The sequence below is a fragment of the Mesorhizobium sp. M0478 genome, from assembly GCF_040321305.1.
Lineage (GTDB): Bacteria > Pseudomonadota > Alphaproteobacteria > Rhizobiales > Rhizobiaceae > Mesorhizobium.
In genome coordinates this window covers 231,821-249,121 of record NZ_JAMYRH010000002.1, presented here as the reverse complement: position 1 = coordinate 249,121, position 17,301 = coordinate 231,821, and the positions used below count along the sequence as shown (strand labels likewise).

Below are 17,301 nucleotides of genomic sequence, written 5' to 3'. Positions count from 1 at the left end.
ACTTGGCTGTTCAGTTGCCTGCCATCAGCGCCGACCACTTCTCCTGCGCCACCGGGAAGTTCTCGACCCAGAACTTGATGTTCTGCTTGTAACCCTGCTTCTGGCGCTCGGGCGTGTTGGTCAGGAAGGCGGCGACCGACGCATCGACCTTGGGCTGCGCGTCATTGTTGATCGGCGTATAGGAGGTCTGCTGCGCCAGGATCTCCTGCGCCCCCTTGCCGAGATAGGCATTGAGCAGCGCATAAGCCGCATCCGTATCCTTGACGCCGACCGGAATGGTCATCTGGTCCATCACCACCAGCCAGTCCTGCCAGGCCGGCGCATATTTGGCGCCGTTCTTCACCGCCGTCATGGCACGTCCGGTCCACATCATCAGCATGTCGGCTTCGCCAGATTCGGCAAGCTGCTGCGATTCAGCGCCGGTCTTCCAATAGATCGTGTCGGGACCGAGCTTGCGGATGACATCGATGGCCTTGTCGATGTCGGCCACCGTCATCGCCTTCGGGTCGCCGCCAGACGCCTTCAACGCCTGCTCCAGCAGGCCGCCCGTCGGGTCGCCCGAACCGTCGAGCGCGCGCGTGCCGGGGAATTTTGCCGTGTCGAAGAAATCGGCCCAGTTCTTGGGCGGGTTATCCCCATACTTCTCCTTGTTGTACATCAGCACGACGCCGTAGTTCATGGCCGGCACCGAGCATTCGCCGACCTGGCCCTCGGGCACCTTGGAGACGTCGAGCTTGCCGAAATCAAGCTTCTGGAACAGCTTGCCGCAATAGACGTAAGGCGGCAGGTCGGCGGTGTCGACGACGTCCCAGGTGACGTTGCCGGATTCGACCTGCGCCTGCAGCTTGGCGATCTCTGTCGGCCCGTCATTGAGCAGCGTGGCGCCGGACTTTTCGACGAACTCCTTGAGCGCGGCGGCCTGGCCGTCCTGGTAGATGCCGCCATAGGAGACGAGCGTCAGCGTCTTGCCCTTGAGCGAGCCTTCCTTGACCTCACCCGCGACAGGCTTTTCCTGCGCGAACGCTGCGGTTGCCAGAACGCCGAGCGCCAGCACGGCGCCAAGGCCAAGATGTCTTGTTTTCAGCATGATTATTGTTCTCCCATTTGACCCGCATGGATTGAACCTACCTGGCTGCGAGCGGTTTCCAGGCCCTGTATTGATCGAGTTCGGCGCGCACCGAAGTCGGTGGCGCAATGATCCACATCACCTCGGCTCGGCCACTGCCGATGTTCTCTGAGCGATGTGCTGTCGATGTCGCGTATTCGATGCTGTCGCCCTCTTCCAGCACATGCCTGACATCGCCGAGCGAAACCTCGACGATGCCGCGCAGCACGACGAGCATCTCGTGCGCGTCGCCATGGGTGTAGAGCGCTGGGCCGGTCGAGCCGCCGATTTCGAACTCGCCGACATAGACTTCCATGTCGCTTAAAGGGGGACGCGAGAGCAGCATCTTGCGGCAGCCGTCGCTGGGCGGCAGGCTCGGCCGCTCGCTGCGCAGCAAGACCCCGCGCTGCCCGGCGGCACTATCCTCGAACAGCATCGCCACGCTCACCCCAAGCGCCGAGGCCATCTGGTTGAGCGAGGCGGTGCTGGCGCCGGTCAGGCCGCGCTCGAGCTGGCTGATGAAGCTGGCGCTGGTCCCGGTCAGCTCGGCGAGTTCGCGCAGCGAAAGCCGCCGGCCGAGACGCAGGCTCTTCAGCCGCTGGCCCAGCATCTGATGGGCATGCGTCGCCGTCGAGGCGACGCCATTCTTGACCGGAGCCTGGTCGGTGCTCATCCCGTCTTTTTCTCCCACTGAACAATTTGTACAGTGACACTGTACACGTGGCAAGCGCCGAGTAGGGACATTTAAGATGCCGGCCGAGGCCTAGTCTTCGCCCGACAGGTCGCGCCGCGCCTTGTCGAGTTCCTCGGCGTAGCGCCGTATCAGATGGCCCTCGGTCAAAAGCCCGACAACGGCCCGGTTGTCGAAATTCTCGACCACCGCCAGTTCCTCCGCGACGGCGCGCTGGATGGTTTCGGCGGTGGACTGGACGTTCATGGTCGGCACCAGCACCGCATGCCGGAATTTGGCCGGCGCCAGCACCGGCGTCTCACCATCGGACGGATCGCTGTGCAGTTCGGCGACGATCAGCACGCCGACATAATGCCGGCTGCTTGCGGCGCCATTCTGGCGCTGAGGAGCAGTCAGGCTTGCCGCCCCGCTTCAATTCCCCGCGAGCGTGTCGAGGTATATGAGCGATCGCTTACGCAATCGACGCAGCTGTGTTATTTTTGCCCGTCTCTATTTCCCTCAAGGAGGAGAACATGAGTGCGCGGGGATTTTTTTCATTAGCTGTTGGCATGATTTTTTTGAGCTCGTCTGCGGTGAGCAATTCAAGCATGGATATGCCGGTTAGGTCTGTTGTGTCACACCCGATGTCTCTTTTTTTGGCGGGAGGCAATCCGGAAAACCAAAGCCGGCCGGCAAAGGAATTTATCCAGACTGCACAACAAGATGTTTGCTGTCCTGGCGGCTACCCTTGGTATCGCAATTCGACGAACACCTGCTACGGCAGCTATGAAGACTGCCACGATACCGATGGCAGCGGATGGTCCTGCAGACAGGTCAACGCCTGCTAGACTTTCTTGGGCCCACGCCTTCTTGACTGTGCCCGGTCCTCAGATCGGCTTCGGCTGGCCGGCCTCATAGAGCATGAGGTTGCGCTCGCCTATGCCGAGCGATGCCCAGCTCGCCCGCCAATCGGCGATGTGAGGCGAGCGGAAATGCGCGTCGAGCGCGGCCCTGTCGCTCCACACCTCGGTTACATGGATGAGCCCGACGTCGAGCACGTCCTGCGCGTAGGAGTATTCGATGCAGCCGGGCTCCGCACGGCTGCCCAGTATCATGCGCCGCATGGCCGGCCTTGCCTCGTCGAGCCGTTGCGCCGGCAGGCGAATGGTGCCGATGATCACCAGCATGATCTCTCTCCTCAAGGCCTCTGTCGTCCTGGCAAGTAACCAGTCCTCCCACCCTCGCGCAAGCTTGACCGGTTAGGCTCGAAGGGCTGTCGCGTGCTCGGCAGGCTTGTGATTGGGGACGACATGGCAGTCAGCGAAAGCTTAGCGACAGGAACAGTGGCCAAGAACGGCCGCGATGTCTTCTTCGCCATCGGCATCGTCATCATCCTGGCCGTGCTGTTCCTCCCGATCCCGGCCTTCCTCATCGACATCGGCCTCGCCTTCTCGATCGCATTGTCGGTGCTGATCCTGATGGTGGCGCTGTGGATCCAGCGGCCGCTCGATTTCTCGTCCTTCCCGACCGTGCTGCTCATCGCCACCATGTTGCGGCTGTCGCTCAACATCGCCACCACGCGCATGATCCTGTCGCATGGCAATGAGGGCACGCACGCCGCCGGCTATGTCATCGCTGGCTTCTCCAAACTGGTGATGGCCAGCGATTTCGTCATCGGCCTGATCGTCTTCATGATCCTGATCGTGGTTAACTTCATCGTCATCACCAAGGGCGCCACCCGTATTGCCGAAGTCGGCGCCCGCTTCACCCTCGACGCCATCCCCGGCAAGCAGATGTCGATCGACGCCGACCTGTCCGCCGGCATGATCGACGACAAGACAGCGCAACTGCGCCGCCGCGAGCTCGAAGAGGAATCCTCCTTCTTCGGCTCGATGGACGGCGCCTCGAAATTCGTCCGCGGCGACGCCATTGCCGGCCTCATCATCACCGCCATCAACATCGTCGGCGGCATCGCCATCGGTTACATCAGGCACGGCATGGGCATGGGCGAAGCCGCCGATGTCTTCATCAAACTGTCGGTCGGCGACGGCCTGGTCACCCAGATCCCGGCGCTGATCGTTTCGCTCGCCGCCGGCCTGCTTGTGTCCAAGGGCGGCACACGCGGCTCGACCAACCAGGCGGTGTTCGGCCAGCTCGGCGCGCATCCGCGCGCGCTCTATGTCGCGGCCTCGCTGCTCGTCCTGCTCGGCCTGATGCCCGGCCTGCCGTTCTTCCCGTTCTTCACGCTAGCCGCCGGCATGGCCGGCCTTGGCTACGTCATCCCGATGCGCGCCAACCGCGAGGCTGCCGCCGCCGAAGCGATCAAGGATCTGGAGAAGGCGAACAAGGTCGAGGAAGAGAAGAACTCGGTCAAGGCTTCGCTGACCACCGCCGAGATCGAGCTTCTGATCGGCAAGCAGCTGTCGACGCGGCTGCTGGTGTCGCATCAGGAACTGGTGTTCCGCATGGCCAAGATGCGCAAGAAGTTTGCCACGCAATACGGCTTCGTTGTGCCGGAAGTGCGCGTCGCCGACGATTTCGGCATTCCGCCGAAGAGTTATCAGATCAAGGTCCACGGCACCGTAGTCGCCGAATACCAGATGCGCGTCGGCGAGATCATGGTGCTGCTCGGCAACCGGGATTTGCCCGACGTTCCCGGCGAGGAAATCCGCGAGCCGGCCTTCGGCATGCGCGCCTTCTCGGTGCTGGAAACCTTCGCCGAGGATCTGAAGCGCGAGAACTATACCTTTGCCGACAACATGTCGGTGCTGCTCACCCATTTGTCCGAGGTGATCCGCAACAACCTGCCGCAGCTTCTGTCCTACAAGGACATGAAGGCGCTGCTCGAGCGCCAGGATCCGGAATACCGCAAGCTCGCCGACGAGATCTGCACCTCGCACATCTCCTATCCCGGCCTGCAGGCGGTGCTGAAATTGCTGCTGGCCGAACGCGTATCGATCCGCAACCTGCATTTGATCATCGAGGCTATCGCCGAGATCGCGCCGCATGTGCGCCGCACCGAGCAGATCGTCGAGCATGTCCGCATCCGCATGGCCCAGCAGATCTGCGGCGATCTCTCCGAGGGCGGCATGCTCAAGGTGCTGCGCCTCGGCAACCGCTGGGACCTCGCCTTCCACCAGAGCCTCAAGCGCGACGCCAAGGGCGAGGTGCGCGAATTCGACATCGACCCGCGCCAGCTGGAGGAATTCGGCCAGGACGCGACCAAGGCGATCCGCAAGCATCTCGAGGCCGGCGAGCGTTTTGTCCTCGTCACCGCGCCCGATGCTCGCCCCTATGTGCGCATGATCATCGAGCGCCTGTTCACGACGCTTCCCGTTCTCTCCCATGTCGAAATCGCCAAGGGCGTCGAGATCAAGGTGCTCGGGACGATCTCGTGAACATACTGTCGCAAGGCGTCGTCATCGCCGCCTTCCTCGCCTTCTGTCGCATCGGCGCCTGCTTCATGCTGATGCCGGGCCTGTCCAGCGCCCGCGTGCCGGTCCAGGTCCGGCTGTTCGTGTCGATCGCCGCCACCGGTGGCCTGCTCGCCTTCCTGTGGGACAAGATCTTTCCCTTCGTCGATGCGCGTCCGCAGGTGCTGGCGCCGATGATCATCTCCGAACTTTTGGTCGGCGGGCTGATCGGCGCGGTGACGAGGCTCTACATGGAGGCGCTGCGCTTCATGGGTTCGGCCATCGCCATGCTGATCGGCTATGGCGGCACCGGCGGCCCCGCCATCGAGGAGCCGGAGCCGCAGGCGGCCCTCGCCGCCATCATCTCGTTTTCAGCGTTGCTGCTGCTCTTCGTCTTCGATTTCGACCACGAGATCATCCGCGCTCTGGTCGCCTCCTACACGGTGGCGCCGGTCAACGTCTTCTTCAACCCGCAGGCCGCACTGGTCGATCTCACCGACACGGTGTCGGACGCCTTTTTCCTGGTCATCCGGCTCGGCAGCCCGTTCATCGCCTATGCCATCCTCGTCAATTTGACCATCGGCTTCGTCAACAAGCTGACGCCGCAGATTCCGGTCTACTTCATCTCGCTGCCTTTCGTCATCGCCGGCGGCATGATCATCTTCTACTTCGCCATCGGCACCATGCTGTCGCTGTTCGTCGACGGCTTTGTCGATCTGACGCTGGCGAGGTGAGATGAGCACGCGCAAGGAACGGCTGAAGAAACTGGTCAAGGTGCAGGAGCAGCTGAAGGCCCTGCACGAGACGCGCCATGCGGCCTTCCTGGCGGCGGCCGCAACCGCCGAGACCGAAGCCAGGGAACTTGTCCAGCATTTCGACGCCGATCAGTCGCTGGCGGTGCTGTTCCCTGACCTCTACCATCGCCGCATCGCCAATGCGCTGGTCCGGCAGGAAGCGAGCTTGGAAAGCGCCAGGCAGGAGGTCACGCTCATCGCCACTGCGACGGCGCGCACCAACATGGTCGAGCGCGCCTACAAGGACGTGCGCCGACAGGACGAACGCGAACGCTCCGACCGCGACCGGCTCGATCTGATCGCGCAGAGGCGAGGCGGCGAGTAGCTGCGTTCCAGTAAATGCAAGCTTTTCCGGCAGCCTGTCGACAGGCTGGCTTGCGCGCATTGCACGTTCCGCGGTTTGCCGCGATCCTAAACGCGTTTCAGCTTCGAGCGAGATGACCTCTGCAGCTGCGCAGCTCGATGTCCTACGAATAGGCTTTGGTTAGTGGCCGCTTTTTGAAGAACCGCCGAAGATTGGACAGCGTCCTTACAGCTGGTCTCTCCTCAAGCAGCAGATCAATAATCCCGTTGGCTGCGGCATCCGATCGAAAACGCTCTGCCCATTCTTCTGTCAGGCCATCGCGCTGGATCTGAATCGAAGAAGCCGGTCTCTCGGCTGGAGCTGCAACACCCATATGCTCAGCGACCGCTTCCAAAAAAGGTGTCGGATCCTCAAACATCTCCTCATAGACGACATGCTTGTGGGGCAGCCCAAGCATGTCGAGATATTTCGACCAGAACGAGTACCCATCTTCAAGAGAAATGCAGGCTCGGGAGATCTCCGCGAAATCGTAGGCGGCTTTCGCTCCCGTTCCCCTTGCTCTGTTGGTCCATTGCCTGGAAACACTGGCGCGATAGTACGAAATGGCCTGCCGGAGCCGGTCTCGCCGTTCAAGGAAAATCAACCCGATTTCGTGCTTCTTCAGCGCTTCAAACAGAAAGTCTTTCTCAAACTTTTCTCGCGTTTCACGCAGATGGCCAGGGAACAGCTTGATGGCGAAACGCCCGTTTTCTGACAATCCGGCCTTGAGGACGGCGCTTTCCAGCTCGTCATAAGAGCGGGCCACGAATTTGAGATGGTCTGGATCCAGCCATTCCCCGAAACACCCCATGGAACCTGTGGCATTCGCAAGGCTTCCAAGCCATTCGGAGCCGCTTCTCGGTACGGTTAAAAGCGCAACGCCCTTCAAAGAGTATCTCCTCCAACAGCAATGGGTTTATAACGGCCTTCCTCGCAGAACAAATCTCAATTTGCCGCTAGGCAAAGCCGAACGCCCGAAAAACAGTCGCCGGCCGGCGAGCAAGCGACCCGGCGCGCTCCTGTTCACCGGAAAGTTGCCGCAAGAAGGCGCCCGCGCCAAACTGCGGCTTGACCCGAACCTGCAAATCGCAACTGCTGATGTCGGGTGGGGGCATACGGATGAAAGACATTTCAGTGATCATCCCTGCACACAATGCAGGGCGTTCGATCGCTTCGACGATCCGGTCGCTGGCTTCGGAAGCCGACCTCATCGAGGAAATCCTGATCGTCGACGACGGATCGACGGACGGCACCGCTGAAATCGCCGAGCAGACCGGCCGGCAAAGCGGGCTTCCGGTGTTGGTCAAACGGGTGGCCCGATTTCAGGCGGGCGCCGCCCGCAATGTCGGCATAAAGACAGCCGTCTCGCCATGGCTCTACTTCATCGACGCCGACGACATCCATATGAAGGATGGGCTGCGCAACTTGCTGCGCAAGGGGACCGAGCATGGGAGCACCGGAATAGTGGTCGGCTCCTATATCAGGCGCACAGATGGCGTTGACCGGCTCATCGACGCGCCAGCCGGATATGGTCCATCAAAGCTCGAAAACGCAGGCAATTATCTCATCGACAAATGTGAGACGATCAATGTCGGCGCTGCCCTGATCAGAAGCCTGGCGATCGGCACAGTCCGCTTTCCCGAAGGCGTCGCCTACGAGGAGGACACACTGTTCTGGGCAAGGCTGTTGACCCAGGCCGGCGTCGACAAGGTGCCCAACCCGGTGCTGACTTACCAAATATCGACTGCACGGGCCGACAATCGGCTTTTGGTCCAGCCCGCTACGCAGTTTTTCATTTGGCGCAAGGCATTGCGCGAGCTTGGCACTGTTCGGATCGACGAGGATACATTGCGCAGGCGGGAAGCTCTTCTGGCCATCAAGATTGCCCGCGTCCATTACCTCCACGGCAGTTTCCGCACAGCCGAACGATTTCTCATGATCGCCAGGCCTTTGCCGAAGACCGCAAGGACGCAATGGCGGTTCTGGCGGTATCGGCTCAAGCTATGGCTCAATCGGTCGACGAGAACGCCTGAAGGGCCAGGTCGGTCGCACGAAGCGTCGCCGGATCTTCGAATGTAATCGGGCCGGCTTTCTTCAGGAGCGTGATGAACAGGTCGAAATTCTCGGCGGTTGTGGGCAGGCTATCGTGGGTGAGGATAACGCAATCCCGCTTCGCTCGAACTTCGCGAAGCGCGCTCCTGATCCACCCCTTCGGCTGGCGGTGAGGATCCCAATCGTTTGGATCCACATCCCACAGAAGGGTGCGATGCCCGAGTTCATCCGCAATCTCTGAAACGACCCTGCTCAAAGCCCCGAAGGGCGGACGAAAAATCTTCCCTCCCGGCGTGAATGCGGAAATCAGGCTACCGGTGCTCTCGATCTCCTGGCGAACTTCCGCTGGTTTAAGCTCGGTCAGACGGCGATGCGAAAACGTATGGTTTCCGATCCGGTGTCCCGCATCGAAGACGCGCTGGACGATGGCCGGATGAGCGGCCACCTTTTCTCCAATCACGAAGAACGTAGCCTTGATCCGATGAAGGTCGAGCACCTTCAAAATCTGCTCGGTATGACCGGGCTCCGGACCATCGTCGAGCGTAAGCCAGACGCGCTTCGGCAATTTCTCGGCGTCACGCTTCCGGGCGTCAAACGGTGATGAGAAGCGTGGGATTTTCATCTTGCCGGCCATGCACCCCGAAATAGTCAGGTTTCTGCTCCAATGCCCAGCCCCCCTGAAAGCAACAGCCTCGGCTCGGCGCATGTGGCCGTGTCTACCAAAGCTCTCCGACAAACAGGCGCGCCGCTTCCTCGTGCCCATCGGATAAGGAGGGATCGCCGCCGAAAGCTTTGGCATGTGACGACCATGCTGCTTGCTGGCCCGGTGCTCGTGCCATGGCGATGGCTTCGACGAGCGCCCGAAAAGAGTACGCGCCGGCGATGACGACGCCGGCATCGGCCTTTTCGACCAAGGGAGCAAACCCGCACGTATCGGTGGTGATCACCGGAAGTCCATTGGCAAGGGCTTCGACGATGACCGTTCCCGTGGTTTCGATTCGGGCAGGATGAATGAGGAGATCCGCCGCCGCCATAACAGCCGGTATGTCGTCTCGGACTCCAATGATCTTTGTTCGGCCCCGGGCGTGTATTGTCACCTTCTGGATCAGGCGGCTGCCCATGCCGCTGACAGGCACGACGCCCACCACCACCCAGACCGAGTCGGGAAATGCCTCCAGCGCGGCCGCCACCCTGTCGAAGCCCTTTACCCAAGCCGAGGAGCCGATCGACAGCCATACCTTGCTGTTTGCCGCAATGCCCAATTCAGCCCGGATGCGTTCACGCGTTCCGTCAGTGCGTAGATGCGGCATTCGCCTCGCCGGATCGAGATTGGGCGAAATGCGTCGAAACCGACTCTCCGGCGTTTTCCAGACGCTCTGATACTCATTTTGCTGGCGCTCGGTCAGCATGATGAGGCTGGTGCGCGAACTTGGCGAAAAGCAAAGCTGCTCCAGCCGCATCTGGGTTCGGTGGCGTGGTGAAAAAGGGCGCCACGCGCCTGTCTTGATCTTCGCGTAAGAGCGATCGCCGGAATAATAGATGTCGAGCATCGGAAGCTTGTTGAAACCGATGATCCGGTCAAACCCCTGGCGATGCGCCTTCAGCGCGGCGCCAAGCGCGATATCCCTTCCGGGATTGGTGCGATTGTTGGCTTCTACAATCTGGATCGAACAGCCGGGGTCTGCGATCGACCCGCGTATTTCCGTGGTCAGGATCGTAACCTCATGCCCCGCCGCCACGATATTCCTGGCGATAGAGAGGCAATCCCGTTGCAGCCCGCCGAAAGTCGACAGGTTGCTGATCGCTATCCCGAAGCGCATTCACCAGCCCTCGGAACGGAAGTAATCCCGGCAAAACACTATATTTGGCCCCCACAGTCGAAACGCTTTGAAAACAAAGGAATGCGACAAAAACAAGAATGTAGCGTTCACGCTTTGGTGAAAAAACCTCGGAGTTTTCGAGGCTTGTGAGGGGCTCCGGTATGCAATGGTGGATCGCGACCAACTGCGTGAAACACGTTGGCTTATAGGTACGCTATCGGCGTGTTCACTGTTGCATCGGCGTCCAGTTCGGATTTCGATGTCTGCGCAGTGTCCGGATCGACCATCGACCTTGCCAACGCTGCCAGATTGGAACGCACCTGTTCCGCGCCGTAAAGTTGGCGTGCCCGTTCCTCCGCTGCAGCGCCGATGCTGGCCGACCTTTCATCGCTGCTCATCAACTCGACCATCGCTTCGGCAAAGGCCCCTTCCTCATTGGCAAGGACCACTTCCTTGCCATCGATGAAACCGAGCCCTTCCGCTCCGATGGAAGTTGAAACGACCGGTCGGCCGTACAGCGCAGCCTCAATGATCTTGATCCGTGTGCCGCCGCCACGCTTGACCGGACAGACAACAACCCTTGCCCTCGCATAGGCAGATGAAAGATCCGTAACGAATCCTAGCGTCTCTACCCCTGCGCCGGCGTCATCTATTCCAAGTTCGCGGCCGCCATCACCGGCGATGAGGAGCCGCGCTCGCGGCAGCCGTGCCCGGACCAGCGGAAAAACCTTTCCAACAAGCCAGAGGATAGCCTCGGCATTCGGTGGATATCGGGTGTAGCCGACAAAAAGAGCCGTTGGCTCGGAAGGCATCGGGGAACGGCCGGTCATCACGGCAGCATTGGGTGCGACTTCGATGCGGGCGCCCGGCGAAAGCTCTTCGACGATTTTGCGATCATGCTCGGAACACACGAGGCCCACCGTCGCAAACCCCGCGACGAGTCTTTCTGTTCGGCGTGCGACCGCGGACACCAGGCTCAGTTTAAGGCGTTTCGCGGGAGAGCGCTCCATCTGGCGAGACCTGCCAAGGGCGACATGTTCGAGGTCATCGAAGTCGACGAGCACCGGAGGCAAATCCATCACCGTGCGGATCAGAGCCGCTGTCGACGCCAATCGATGCGCCAGGATGAGGTCGGGCTTCAACTCGCTGATCGCCTGCTCAAGCCGGGAAACTTCCGCCATACGGCTGGAACGCATCGTGACCCGGCCCTCCGTGAAACTGACTGCGCCGCGCGTCGCGGCGATCACGTCGCGGATGCCAAGATCGCGCGGCCAGCGCCGGAACCAAGACGGCAGAGCGGGCGGTGAAATCAGTATGATCCGCCCGGCAACAGACCATGACCGCCGAAAATCCTCGACGGATTGACGTTGCCGGTCTTCGTTTTCGGACCAGTGCAACGGCCACATGAAAACGAAATCGACGGAACCGATACTACCCAGCGCGTCGGCGTGACGCCGGAGCCTCTGGAAGACGCCATGGACCATCTGGTCAGGCAGGTGGGGAAAATACTCCGACACGATCAGGGTTTTGATTGATTGCGTCACTTCGAATTTGCCCGGTTGCGGAACTGAGGTTTACGGGCTCTTTGCCGAGTAAAGGCGACGCTTGTCCCTGCCGTCCAGCCACCCTGTGAAGCGCCACCATGAAAGGCGATTGTCTCGTAAAGATGGCGCTGGGAGCGATCCCCCGTTTCCGCCGCCGTTGCAACGTGGTTTCGCAGCAGGCGGAAGAAGCGCTGCGGTCCGTAGGCAGGCGCTGCGGCTTGCAAAGCGGCGCGAGGAGTGACAAGCCTGCCGGTGAACCTGCTGTCCAGGGCCTGCAAGGCGCAACAGCTGCGCGTCGTGGCACCGGCTTTCAACGCAAGAGCCCTTATGTCAGAGCGAGCCTGTACGGTCATCATTCCAACCTACAATCGCCTGCCTTATCTGCGGAAGGCGGTCGCCTCGGTTACGGCTCAGACGTTCGGCGACTGGGAGTTGCTCATTGTCGACGACGGAAGCACGGACGACACCTTGGCCGCTATCACTGCGCTCTCTCTGGCCGAGCCACGTCTGCGCATTCTGCGAAACCCCGGCACGAGCGGACCGGCCGGCGCGCGCAACGCCGCGATTCGCGAGGCGCGCGGACGGTATATCGCGTTTCTGGACAGCGATGATCGGTGGGACGACGACAAGCTGGCGCAATTCATTGCGGCGGCCAACACCCGGCCCGACGCGATCCTGATTGGCAGCGACTATCGCATGGTCGACGAGCTTGCCGACACGTCCTTGACCGCCTGCGACATGATCTTCGGTACCATGATGCCGTGGTGGGAAACCTATGATCGGACCGCATCTCTTCTGCCATGCCGGGAACTCAAGGCGGACCGTTCCCTGCTGGCCCGCTCTGATGTCGTGCTGACCACGACCATCGCCGGATACCTTTGGATTCACACCTCCTCGACGATGGTTCGGCGCGACGCGATACTGGCGGCGGGAGGGTTCGATGAAAGCCTCGCCCGCACCGAGGACATCGACCTTTGGCTGCGGCTCAACACGCGCGGACCCTTCGTCTATATCGACCGGCAATTGGCGACCTATGACGTCACTGGGCGCGATACGGCAGAAGGCGAACGCTACCAGACGCATTCAGAATCACGACATCACGACGAGTACACGGAGTGGAAGCACCATCTCGCGCTCATGCTGCGCATTCGAAAACAATACCGGCTTTCTCCAGCGCTTAACGCTCTGATGGAAGACCGGCTCGACTATTTTGACAAAAATTGTGCCAGGGCCGCCTGGCGGACAGGCCGGAAAACCCTCTGGCTCAAGCACTGGATTTCGAGCCTGCGGCGGGCGATCGGGCTTGTGCGTTCCGATAGGTGAGAACGCGCGGAAATGGCTGCGGCAGGCCTGAGCCATCGAGCGGGATGTCAAGTGCCCTAAGGACCGCGGGCAAGCGTGCGCTGCGTGAGAAGCTGGTCGCCACGGTCTGCGCGGCAGCCTGACCAAGACGGCTCACCGTCGCTGCTTCAGCGTCCAGAAATTCCTTCAGCTTTTCGCCCAACAAGCTCGCCGTCGATATGTCGGACACAAAGCCGTTACTGCCGTCTTTGATCAGCTCCAGCGCGCTCGCCATGGGATGGGCGACACAGGGTAGGCCTGTGGCCATCGCCTCGAGCAGGCTGAGGGAAAAACCCTCGACTGAGCTGGCCAGGACGAAGAGGTCAAGCGCATGGTAGATCGCACACGGATCGTTTTGCCAGCCGAGCAATTTGATCCGGTCAGCAGCTCCGGACGAGCGCACTTTGTTTTCCACTTCGGAGCGAAACCAGCCATCCCCGGCGATGATCAGAGCGACGTTGGCGGCGGGCCGACTCGCGCGAAGAGCCGAGAAAGCATCAATCAGCACGTCGATATTTTTTTCCGGCCCGAACCGGCCGACATAGCCGATCGTCCGCACATCGTTTGACAGTCCAAGCCGTTCGCGCGCTTGGCGCCTTTCATTGGCAGTCGGAGGTGCGAAGTTGGGGTCTACCCAATTAGCACAGACACGGACCTTATGGGGAGCCATGTCAAACTCTTTCGTCGCGATCTCTGACAATTCGCTCGACACGCCGATGGCGCGTTGGACGCAGGCATTCATGACCGCGCCATATCTGCGCTTTGAAAACATGGATCGCCACGCGGCCTCGCGCGGCCTGTGTTCGATGGTGTAAATTCGCCGGCCCGCGGCCTTGGCCATGAGCAACTCGACGACAGGCGTTTCTGCGAAAGCCCCCCGGCAGAAAATGATATCATGGCCGGGATGCCTGACCAGCACAGACCCCCAAAGGATGTATCTTGACACCGGGAACCGTCTCGGTTTGACGATGAGCCTTTGATAAGAAAGGCCCTCGACAAGCTCTACATCGATTGTCTCAGGGGGAAGAAGGTCGGAAAAATAGTCGGTGTTGACGGAAATGATCTTGACGGGAAACCCAAGCGAAGCGGCGGTGTGGGCCACGTCGGCGGTATGGATATGAAGACCGCCAGGATCCCCGCTCCCGCCGACAAACAAGAGGCGTCTTCTTTTCACTTTGGGATCTCACTGAATCCGCCACTCTGGCGGTGATAAACCGCACAACGGGTGCGGTAAAGGATTGGGCCGGGATTACAAGTGGGATAGCCGCCTCGTCGAACAGGCTTCGGTAAGCAGGCCTTCACCGTCGGGGTCATTGAAGACCACCCGTGTGGACGGCCGCTATTGGCGCGTAGCAGACGAGCTGACAGCATTCCGCCTCCCCTCTCCTTCGCAAGCCTGCCACAAGCTTGTTGCGGCATGGTCGCTCAGGAAACCCGGCAAAGAGGCGGACTTTCTTGGCGATTTCTCCACCCAGTGACATCGTTCTCGATGTTGCCCGAGCCGTCGACCCGGCGGATATCGAGGCTGCCCGTGCCGCGCTGGCCAAGCGGGCCAACGGCGTTGGCGGTAATTTTTCTGTCGACATGGCTGCTTCGGTCGATGCCGGCTCGATCCTGTCGCGCGCTACCGCCGACACGGCCGCCGCAAATGCCGATCCCGCCAGCAAGTTCAAGAAGTTCGAGGCGATGGTCTTGCAGACCTTCATCCAAAACATGCTGCCCAAGGACACCGAGGGCGTCTACGGCAAGGGGCTGGCCGGCGACATGTGGAAATCGCAGCTTGCCGAGCGTGTCGCCGACGTCATGGCCGAGCGCGGCGGGATCGGCATCGCCAAATCGCTGCTCGCCGACCACTACAAGGACGGCAAGCGCACCGTGCCGATCGGCCCGGTGTCAACCGGGCCGCACAAGACCGAGATCGACCAGCAGACCCGGCTGTCCACCTCGCTGGTCGAGGAATTGCAGCGCAAGGCCGCACGGTCGATGACCGGCGACGAGACGACCATCAAAACCGAAATCAAGATCTAGACCAGGATTTTCAATGGCCGATTTTTCAAAATACTCTTCCAACCTGCCGGCGCGTACGTCCGAAGCGCCGATCCCGTTTGCACGGCCGGGCAACCTTGCCGCCATCATCGGCCGCATCGAGGAAGCGGTCGAGGAAGAGACGGCCGGTTTGAAGAACGACACCAGCTATGACCTCAAGGCCTCCAACGCCCGCAAGAGCCGCTACCTCTATGAGCTGACCCGCGCCATGAAGGGCGCCAACGAGATCGAATTCCTGGAACAGCATCGCGACAGTCTGGCGCGGCTGCGCCAGAAGCTCGCGAAAAACGAGGCTGCAATCCTCGCCCACCTCAACGCGGTCAACGAAGTCGCCACGCTGTTGAAGAACGCCATTCAGCGCGCCGAAGCCGACGGCACCTATTCGGCCGGCGAATTCGGTTGGGCGAGCTGATGATCTCGGCACCAGGCGGGAACAACCGGTGATCAAATTCATCGCCGCCGCGATCTGGATCTGCGCCGCCACGCTGGGCGCCGTGTTCTATTCGTTCCAGGCGGCCGGTGAGCGCGGCGTCGGCGAGACGCCGAAACCGATGCTGGGTGGCCTCGACTACGTCAAGACCGACATCATCTCGGTGCCGCTGATCCGCGATTCCAAGATCGACGGCTATTTCCTCACCAAGCTCGTCTACACGGTCGAGCCGGCCGAGATAAAGAAGATGTCGATTCCGGCCGAAGCCCTGATGACCGATCAGGTCTATTCCTATCTCTACTCCAATCCTCAGATCGACTTCACCAAGAAGGAAACCATCGATCTCGATGCCTTCCGCAAGGCCATACGCGACACCGTCAACGCGCGCGTCGGCGCCGACCTGGTGCATGAAGTGCTGATCGACCAGGTCAACTTCCTGACCAAGGACGAAATCCGCGACAACGCCATGCGCCGCCGCAAGGATCCGGCCACGCCGACCGAACCGGCCCCGGCGGAATCGGCCCAGGCCGAGGCGGCGAAGTCCGCTGCTGAACACTAACCTTCATCGCAGGGTGAATGTCTCTGCCGCATTCCTTCCGACTGAAACGAGATGACGCATCGCGCGTTGACGTTTACGTCAACTCGAAGCTATATGCGCCAAGCGACCAGGATCGCGGTACGCGCGAGACAGCGACTTCGGCGGAGGCCAGTCACTGAAGCGCGGCAAAACGCAACGAGACCAGGAGAACAGTCATGAGCGTTCAGGACATTGCCGAGAAGATGAGGTCGCGCGTGGCGAGCGCCGGGTTCGAACATTCCGTGAAGTTCGACACCGGCACCGACGGCGTCATCGTCATCGATGGCGCGACCGTCTCAAACACCGATGCGCCGACCGACTGCACCATCAAGCTGTCGCTCGACGATCTGGATTCGCTGATCGCCGGCGACCTCAATCCGACCATGGCGTTCATGTCCGGCAAGATAAAGGTCGAAGGCGATATGTCGGTCGCCATGGCGCTCAGCCAGCTGATCGGCTGAGCCCTTCGCAAAAACAAAACGCCGCCCTCGCTGAAATGCAAAGGACCGGCGGCGTTTGTTTGTGACCAATCAGGCGGCCAGCGAGAGCCTCTGTGTCTTGAGCTTGCGACCTGCAGCCTTCAGCGTGCCATGCGCGCCGTCGAGCGCACCATCGATCAGTTCCAGCGCGAGCAGGCGGTGCCGCTCGTACGGACCAGGCATGGCTAGCGCGCCGGTCTTCTCCGCCGAAAAGCCGAAGCGACCGTAATAAGGCGCATCGCCGACCAGCAGCACCGCGGCATGGCCGAGACGCGCGGCCTCGGCCAAAGCATGGCGCATCAGCGCCGAGCCGATGCCGGCGTTCTTCAGCGCCGGATCGACGGCGAGCGGTCCGAGCAGAAGTGCTCCCGGGCCGCCCTCGCCCAGACGTACGTCCCACAGCCGCACCGTGCCGGCAACCGCGCCGGCGGCATCCCGCACGACAAAAGCGAGACCTTCGGAAGGCCGGCGGCCACGCCGCAGCTTCTCCGACGATTTCTTGCGCCGCATCGGCCCCATGGCGCGATCGAGCAACGCTTCACGCGATCCAATGTCTGCCGCAGTTTCGGCGACGATGGGAATGGCGCCGGCCATCTCCCCCTCGGGGGGGGAGAATCCAATGCCGTCAATGTAATTTACAATGTCCATTTCCGCGATCCTTCACGAGCGGAGCTTGTTCCACAGGCG

At 61.1% G+C, this 17,301-nt stretch carries 20 protein-coding genes; 10 read left to right on the top strand and 10 right to left on the bottom strand.

Annotated elements, in window-relative coordinates:
• Nucleotides 1-10: 10 nt before the first annotated feature.
• From NKI64_RS05590 to NKI64_RS05580, 3 genes are all read right to left on the bottom strand, one after another.
• Entirely contained in the window at nucleotides 11-1,087 is a 1,077-nt protein-coding gene (locus tag NKI64_RS05590; protein WP_352666922.1) for an extracellular solute-binding protein, read from the bottom strand.
• A gap of 37 nt (nucleotides 1,088-1,124) precedes the next feature.
• Entirely contained in the window at nucleotides 1,125-1,778 is a 654-nt protein-coding gene (locus NKI64_RS05585; RefSeq protein WP_027049833.1) for a helix-turn-helix domain-containing protein, read from the bottom strand.
• A gap of 90 nt (nucleotides 1,779-1,868) precedes the next feature.
• On the bottom strand, nucleotides 1,869-2,138 hold the full coding sequence (locus NKI64_RS05580; RefSeq protein ID WP_023683280.1) for a hypothetical protein: 270 nt from the start codon (nucleotides 2,136-2,138) through the stop codon (nucleotides 1,869-1,871).
• Between the two features lie 170 nt (nucleotides 2,139-2,308).
• On the opposite strand from NKI64_RS05580, the gene NKI64_RS05575 reads away from it, so the two are divergent.
• Nucleotides 2,309-2,623: a hypothetical protein gene (locus tag NKI64_RS05575; RefSeq protein WP_352666919.1), complete on the top strand. Its 315-nt coding sequence runs from the start codon at nucleotides 2,309-2,311 to the stop codon at nucleotides 2,621-2,623.
• Nucleotides 2,624-2,662: 39 nt separating this feature from the next.
• On the opposite strand, the gene NKI64_RS05570 is transcribed toward NKI64_RS05575, so the two are convergent.
• Nucleotides 2,663-2,962: a putative quinol monooxygenase gene (locus NKI64_RS05570; RefSeq protein ID WP_352666916.1), complete on the bottom strand. Its 300-nt coding sequence runs from the start codon at nucleotides 2,960-2,962 to the stop codon at nucleotides 2,663-2,665.
• 123 nt (nucleotides 2,963-3,085) lie between these two features.
• Between NKI64_RS05570 and flhA the strand changes: the two genes are divergently transcribed.
• From flhA to NKI64_RS05555, 3 genes are read left to right on the top strand one after another with little or no spacing between them, the layout of a single operon-like run.
• Complete coding sequence (gene flhA / locus NKI64_RS05565; RefSeq protein WP_023671908.1) at nucleotides 3,086-5,173, top strand: flagellar biosynthesis protein FlhA; 2,088 nt, start codon at nucleotides 3,086-3,088, stop codon at nucleotides 5,171-5,173.
• On the top strand, nucleotides 5,170-5,922 hold the full coding sequence (fliR, locus tag NKI64_RS05560; RefSeq protein ID WP_352666913.1) for a flagellar biosynthetic protein FliR: 753 nt from the start codon (nucleotides 5,170-5,172) through the stop codon (nucleotides 5,920-5,922). Before flhA ends, fliR begins: the two co-directional genes overlap by 4 nt.
• Nucleotide 5,923: 1 nt before the next feature.
• Nucleotides 5,924-6,307, top strand: coding sequence for a hypothetical protein (locus NKI64_RS05555; protein WP_352666910.1), 384 nt, complete (start codon nucleotides 5,924-5,926; stop codon nucleotides 6,305-6,307).
• A gap of 142 nt (nucleotides 6,308-6,449) precedes the next feature.
• On the opposite strand, the gene NKI64_RS05550 is transcribed toward NKI64_RS05555, so the two are convergent.
• A complete protein-coding gene (locus NKI64_RS05550; protein ID WP_352666907.1) occupies nucleotides 6,450-7,214 on the bottom strand; it encodes a Stf0 family sulfotransferase in 765 nt (254 codons plus the stop codon).
• Between the two features lie 230 nt (nucleotides 7,215-7,444).
• On the opposite strand from NKI64_RS05550, the gene NKI64_RS05545 reads away from it, so the two are divergent.
• Nucleotides 7,445-8,404 (top strand): glycosyltransferase family 2 protein, encoded by a 960-nt coding sequence (locus NKI64_RS05545; protein ID WP_352666904.1) that lies wholly within the window; start codon nucleotides 7,445-7,447, stop codon nucleotides 8,402-8,404.
• On the opposite strand, the gene NKI64_RS05540 is transcribed toward NKI64_RS05545, so the two are convergent.
• From NKI64_RS05540 to NKI64_RS05530, 3 genes are all read right to left on the bottom strand, one after another.
• Nucleotides 8,334-9,011 (bottom strand): polysaccharide deacetylase family protein, encoded by a 678-nt coding sequence (locus NKI64_RS05540; RefSeq protein WP_023823310.1) that lies wholly within the window; start codon nucleotides 9,009-9,011, stop codon nucleotides 8,334-8,336. The genes NKI64_RS05545 and NKI64_RS05540 overlap by 71 nt on opposite strands.
• An 82-nt stretch (nucleotides 9,012-9,093) precedes the next feature.
• Nucleotides 9,094-10,197 (bottom strand): glycosyltransferase family 4 protein, encoded by a 1,104-nt coding sequence (locus NKI64_RS05535; RefSeq protein WP_023823309.1) that lies wholly within the window; start codon nucleotides 10,195-10,197, stop codon nucleotides 9,094-9,096.
• Between the two features lie 203 nt (nucleotides 10,198-10,400).
• Nucleotides 10,401-11,741 carry a glycosyltransferase gene (locus NKI64_RS05530; protein WP_352666899.1) on the bottom strand — a complete coding sequence of 447 codons (1,341 nt, stop codon included), beginning with the start codon at nucleotides 11,739-11,741 and terminating at the stop codon, nucleotides 10,401-10,403.
• A gap of 252 nt (nucleotides 11,742-11,993) precedes the next feature.
• Here NKI64_RS05530 and NKI64_RS05525 point away from each other — a divergent pair, with 252 nt between their 5' ends.
• Nucleotides 11,994-13,064 (top strand): glycosyltransferase, encoded by a 1,071-nt coding sequence (locus tag NKI64_RS05525; RefSeq protein ID WP_352666896.1) that lies wholly within the window; start codon nucleotides 11,994-11,996, stop codon nucleotides 13,062-13,064.
• On the opposite strand, the gene NKI64_RS05520 is transcribed toward NKI64_RS05525, so the two are convergent.
• On the bottom strand, nucleotides 13,006-14,256 hold the full coding sequence (locus NKI64_RS05520) for a glycosyltransferase family 4 protein (RefSeq protein WP_352666893.1): 1,251 nt from the start codon (nucleotides 14,254-14,256) through the stop codon (nucleotides 13,006-13,008). The two genes, NKI64_RS05525 and NKI64_RS05520, sit on opposite strands and share 59 nt — an antisense overlap.
• A 281-nt stretch (nucleotides 14,257-14,537) precedes the next feature.
• Between NKI64_RS05520 and NKI64_RS05515 the strand changes: the two genes are divergently transcribed.
• From NKI64_RS05515 to NKI64_RS05500, 4 genes are all read left to right on the top strand, one after another.
• Nucleotides 14,538-15,110 carry a rod-binding protein gene (locus tag NKI64_RS05515; RefSeq protein WP_023703994.1) on the top strand — a complete coding sequence of 191 codons (573 nt, stop codon included), beginning with the start codon at nucleotides 14,538-14,540 and terminating at the stop codon, nucleotides 15,108-15,110.
• Nucleotides 15,111-15,123: 13 nt separating this feature from the next.
• Entirely contained in the window at nucleotides 15,124-15,540 is a 417-nt protein-coding gene (locus tag NKI64_RS05510) for a hypothetical protein (protein ID WP_023671919.1), read from the top strand.
• Between the two features lie 28 nt (nucleotides 15,541-15,568).
• Complete coding sequence (locus tag NKI64_RS05505) at nucleotides 15,569-16,117, top strand: hypothetical protein (RefSeq protein WP_023714023.1); 549 nt, start codon at nucleotides 15,569-15,571, stop codon at nucleotides 16,115-16,117.
• Between the two features lie 194 nt (nucleotides 16,118-16,311).
• Nucleotides 16,312-16,596, top strand: a complete 285-nt coding sequence (locus NKI64_RS05500; RefSeq protein ID WP_023714024.1) for an SCP2 sterol-binding domain-containing protein — start codon at nucleotides 16,312-16,314, stop codon at nucleotides 16,594-16,596.
• Between the two features lie 69 nt (nucleotides 16,597-16,665).
• Here NKI64_RS05500 and NKI64_RS05495 read toward each other — a convergent pair whose 3' ends face one another.
• On the bottom strand, nucleotides 16,666-17,208 hold the full coding sequence (locus NKI64_RS05495) for a GNAT family N-acetyltransferase (RefSeq protein ID WP_023814605.1): 543 nt from the start codon (nucleotides 17,206-17,208) through the stop codon (nucleotides 16,666-16,668).
• Nucleotides 17,209-17,301: the final 93 nt, after the last annotated feature.

What these genes read in the sequence shown, in the direction of transcription:
- NKI64_RS05590 (WP_352666922.1), bottom strand. Translation starts at nt 1,087, where the DNA reads ATGCTGAAAACAAGACATCTTGGCCTTGGCGCCGTGCTGGCGCTCGGC.
- NKI64_RS05585 (WP_027049833.1), bottom strand. Translation starts at nt 1,778, where the DNA reads ATGAGCACCGACCAGGCTCCGGTCAAGAATGGCGTCGCCTCGACGGCG.
- NKI64_RS05575 (WP_352666919.1), top strand. Translation starts at nt 2,309, where the DNA reads ATGAGTGCGCGGGGATTTTTTTCATTAGCTGTTGGCATGATTTTTTTG.
- NKI64_RS05570 (WP_352666916.1), bottom strand. Translation starts at nt 2,962, where the DNA reads ATGCTGGTGATCATCGGCACCATTCGCCTGCCGGCGCAACGGCTCGAC.
- flhA (WP_023671908.1), top strand. Translation starts at nt 3,086, where the DNA reads ATGGCAGTCAGCGAAAGCTTAGCGACAGGAACAGTGGCCAAGAACGGC.
- NKI64_RS05555 (WP_352666910.1), top strand. Translation starts at nt 5,924, where the DNA reads ATGAGCACGCGCAAGGAACGGCTGAAGAAACTGGTCAAGGTGCAGGAG.
- NKI64_RS05545 (WP_352666904.1), top strand. Translation starts at nt 7,445, where the DNA reads ATGAAAGACATTTCAGTGATCATCCCTGCACACAATGCAGGGCGTTCG.
- NKI64_RS05540 (WP_023823310.1), bottom strand. Translation starts at nt 9,011, where the DNA reads ATGGCCGGCAAGATGAAAATCCCACGCTTCTCATCACCGTTTGACGCC.
- NKI64_RS05535 (WP_023823309.1), bottom strand. Translation starts at nt 10,197, where the DNA reads ATGCGCTTCGGGATAGCGATCAGCAACCTGTCGACTTTCGGCGGGCTG.
- NKI64_RS05510 (WP_023671919.1), top strand. Translation starts at nt 15,124, where the DNA reads ATGGCCGATTTTTCAAAATACTCTTCCAACCTGCCGGCGCGTACGTCC.
- NKI64_RS05500 (WP_023714024.1), top strand. Translation starts at nt 16,312, where the DNA reads ATGAGCGTTCAGGACATTGCCGAGAAGATGAGGTCGCGCGTGGCGAGC.
- NKI64_RS05495 (WP_023814605.1), bottom strand. Translation starts at nt 17,208, where the DNA reads ATGGCCGGCGCCATTCCCATCGTCGCCGAAACTGCGGCAGACATTGGA.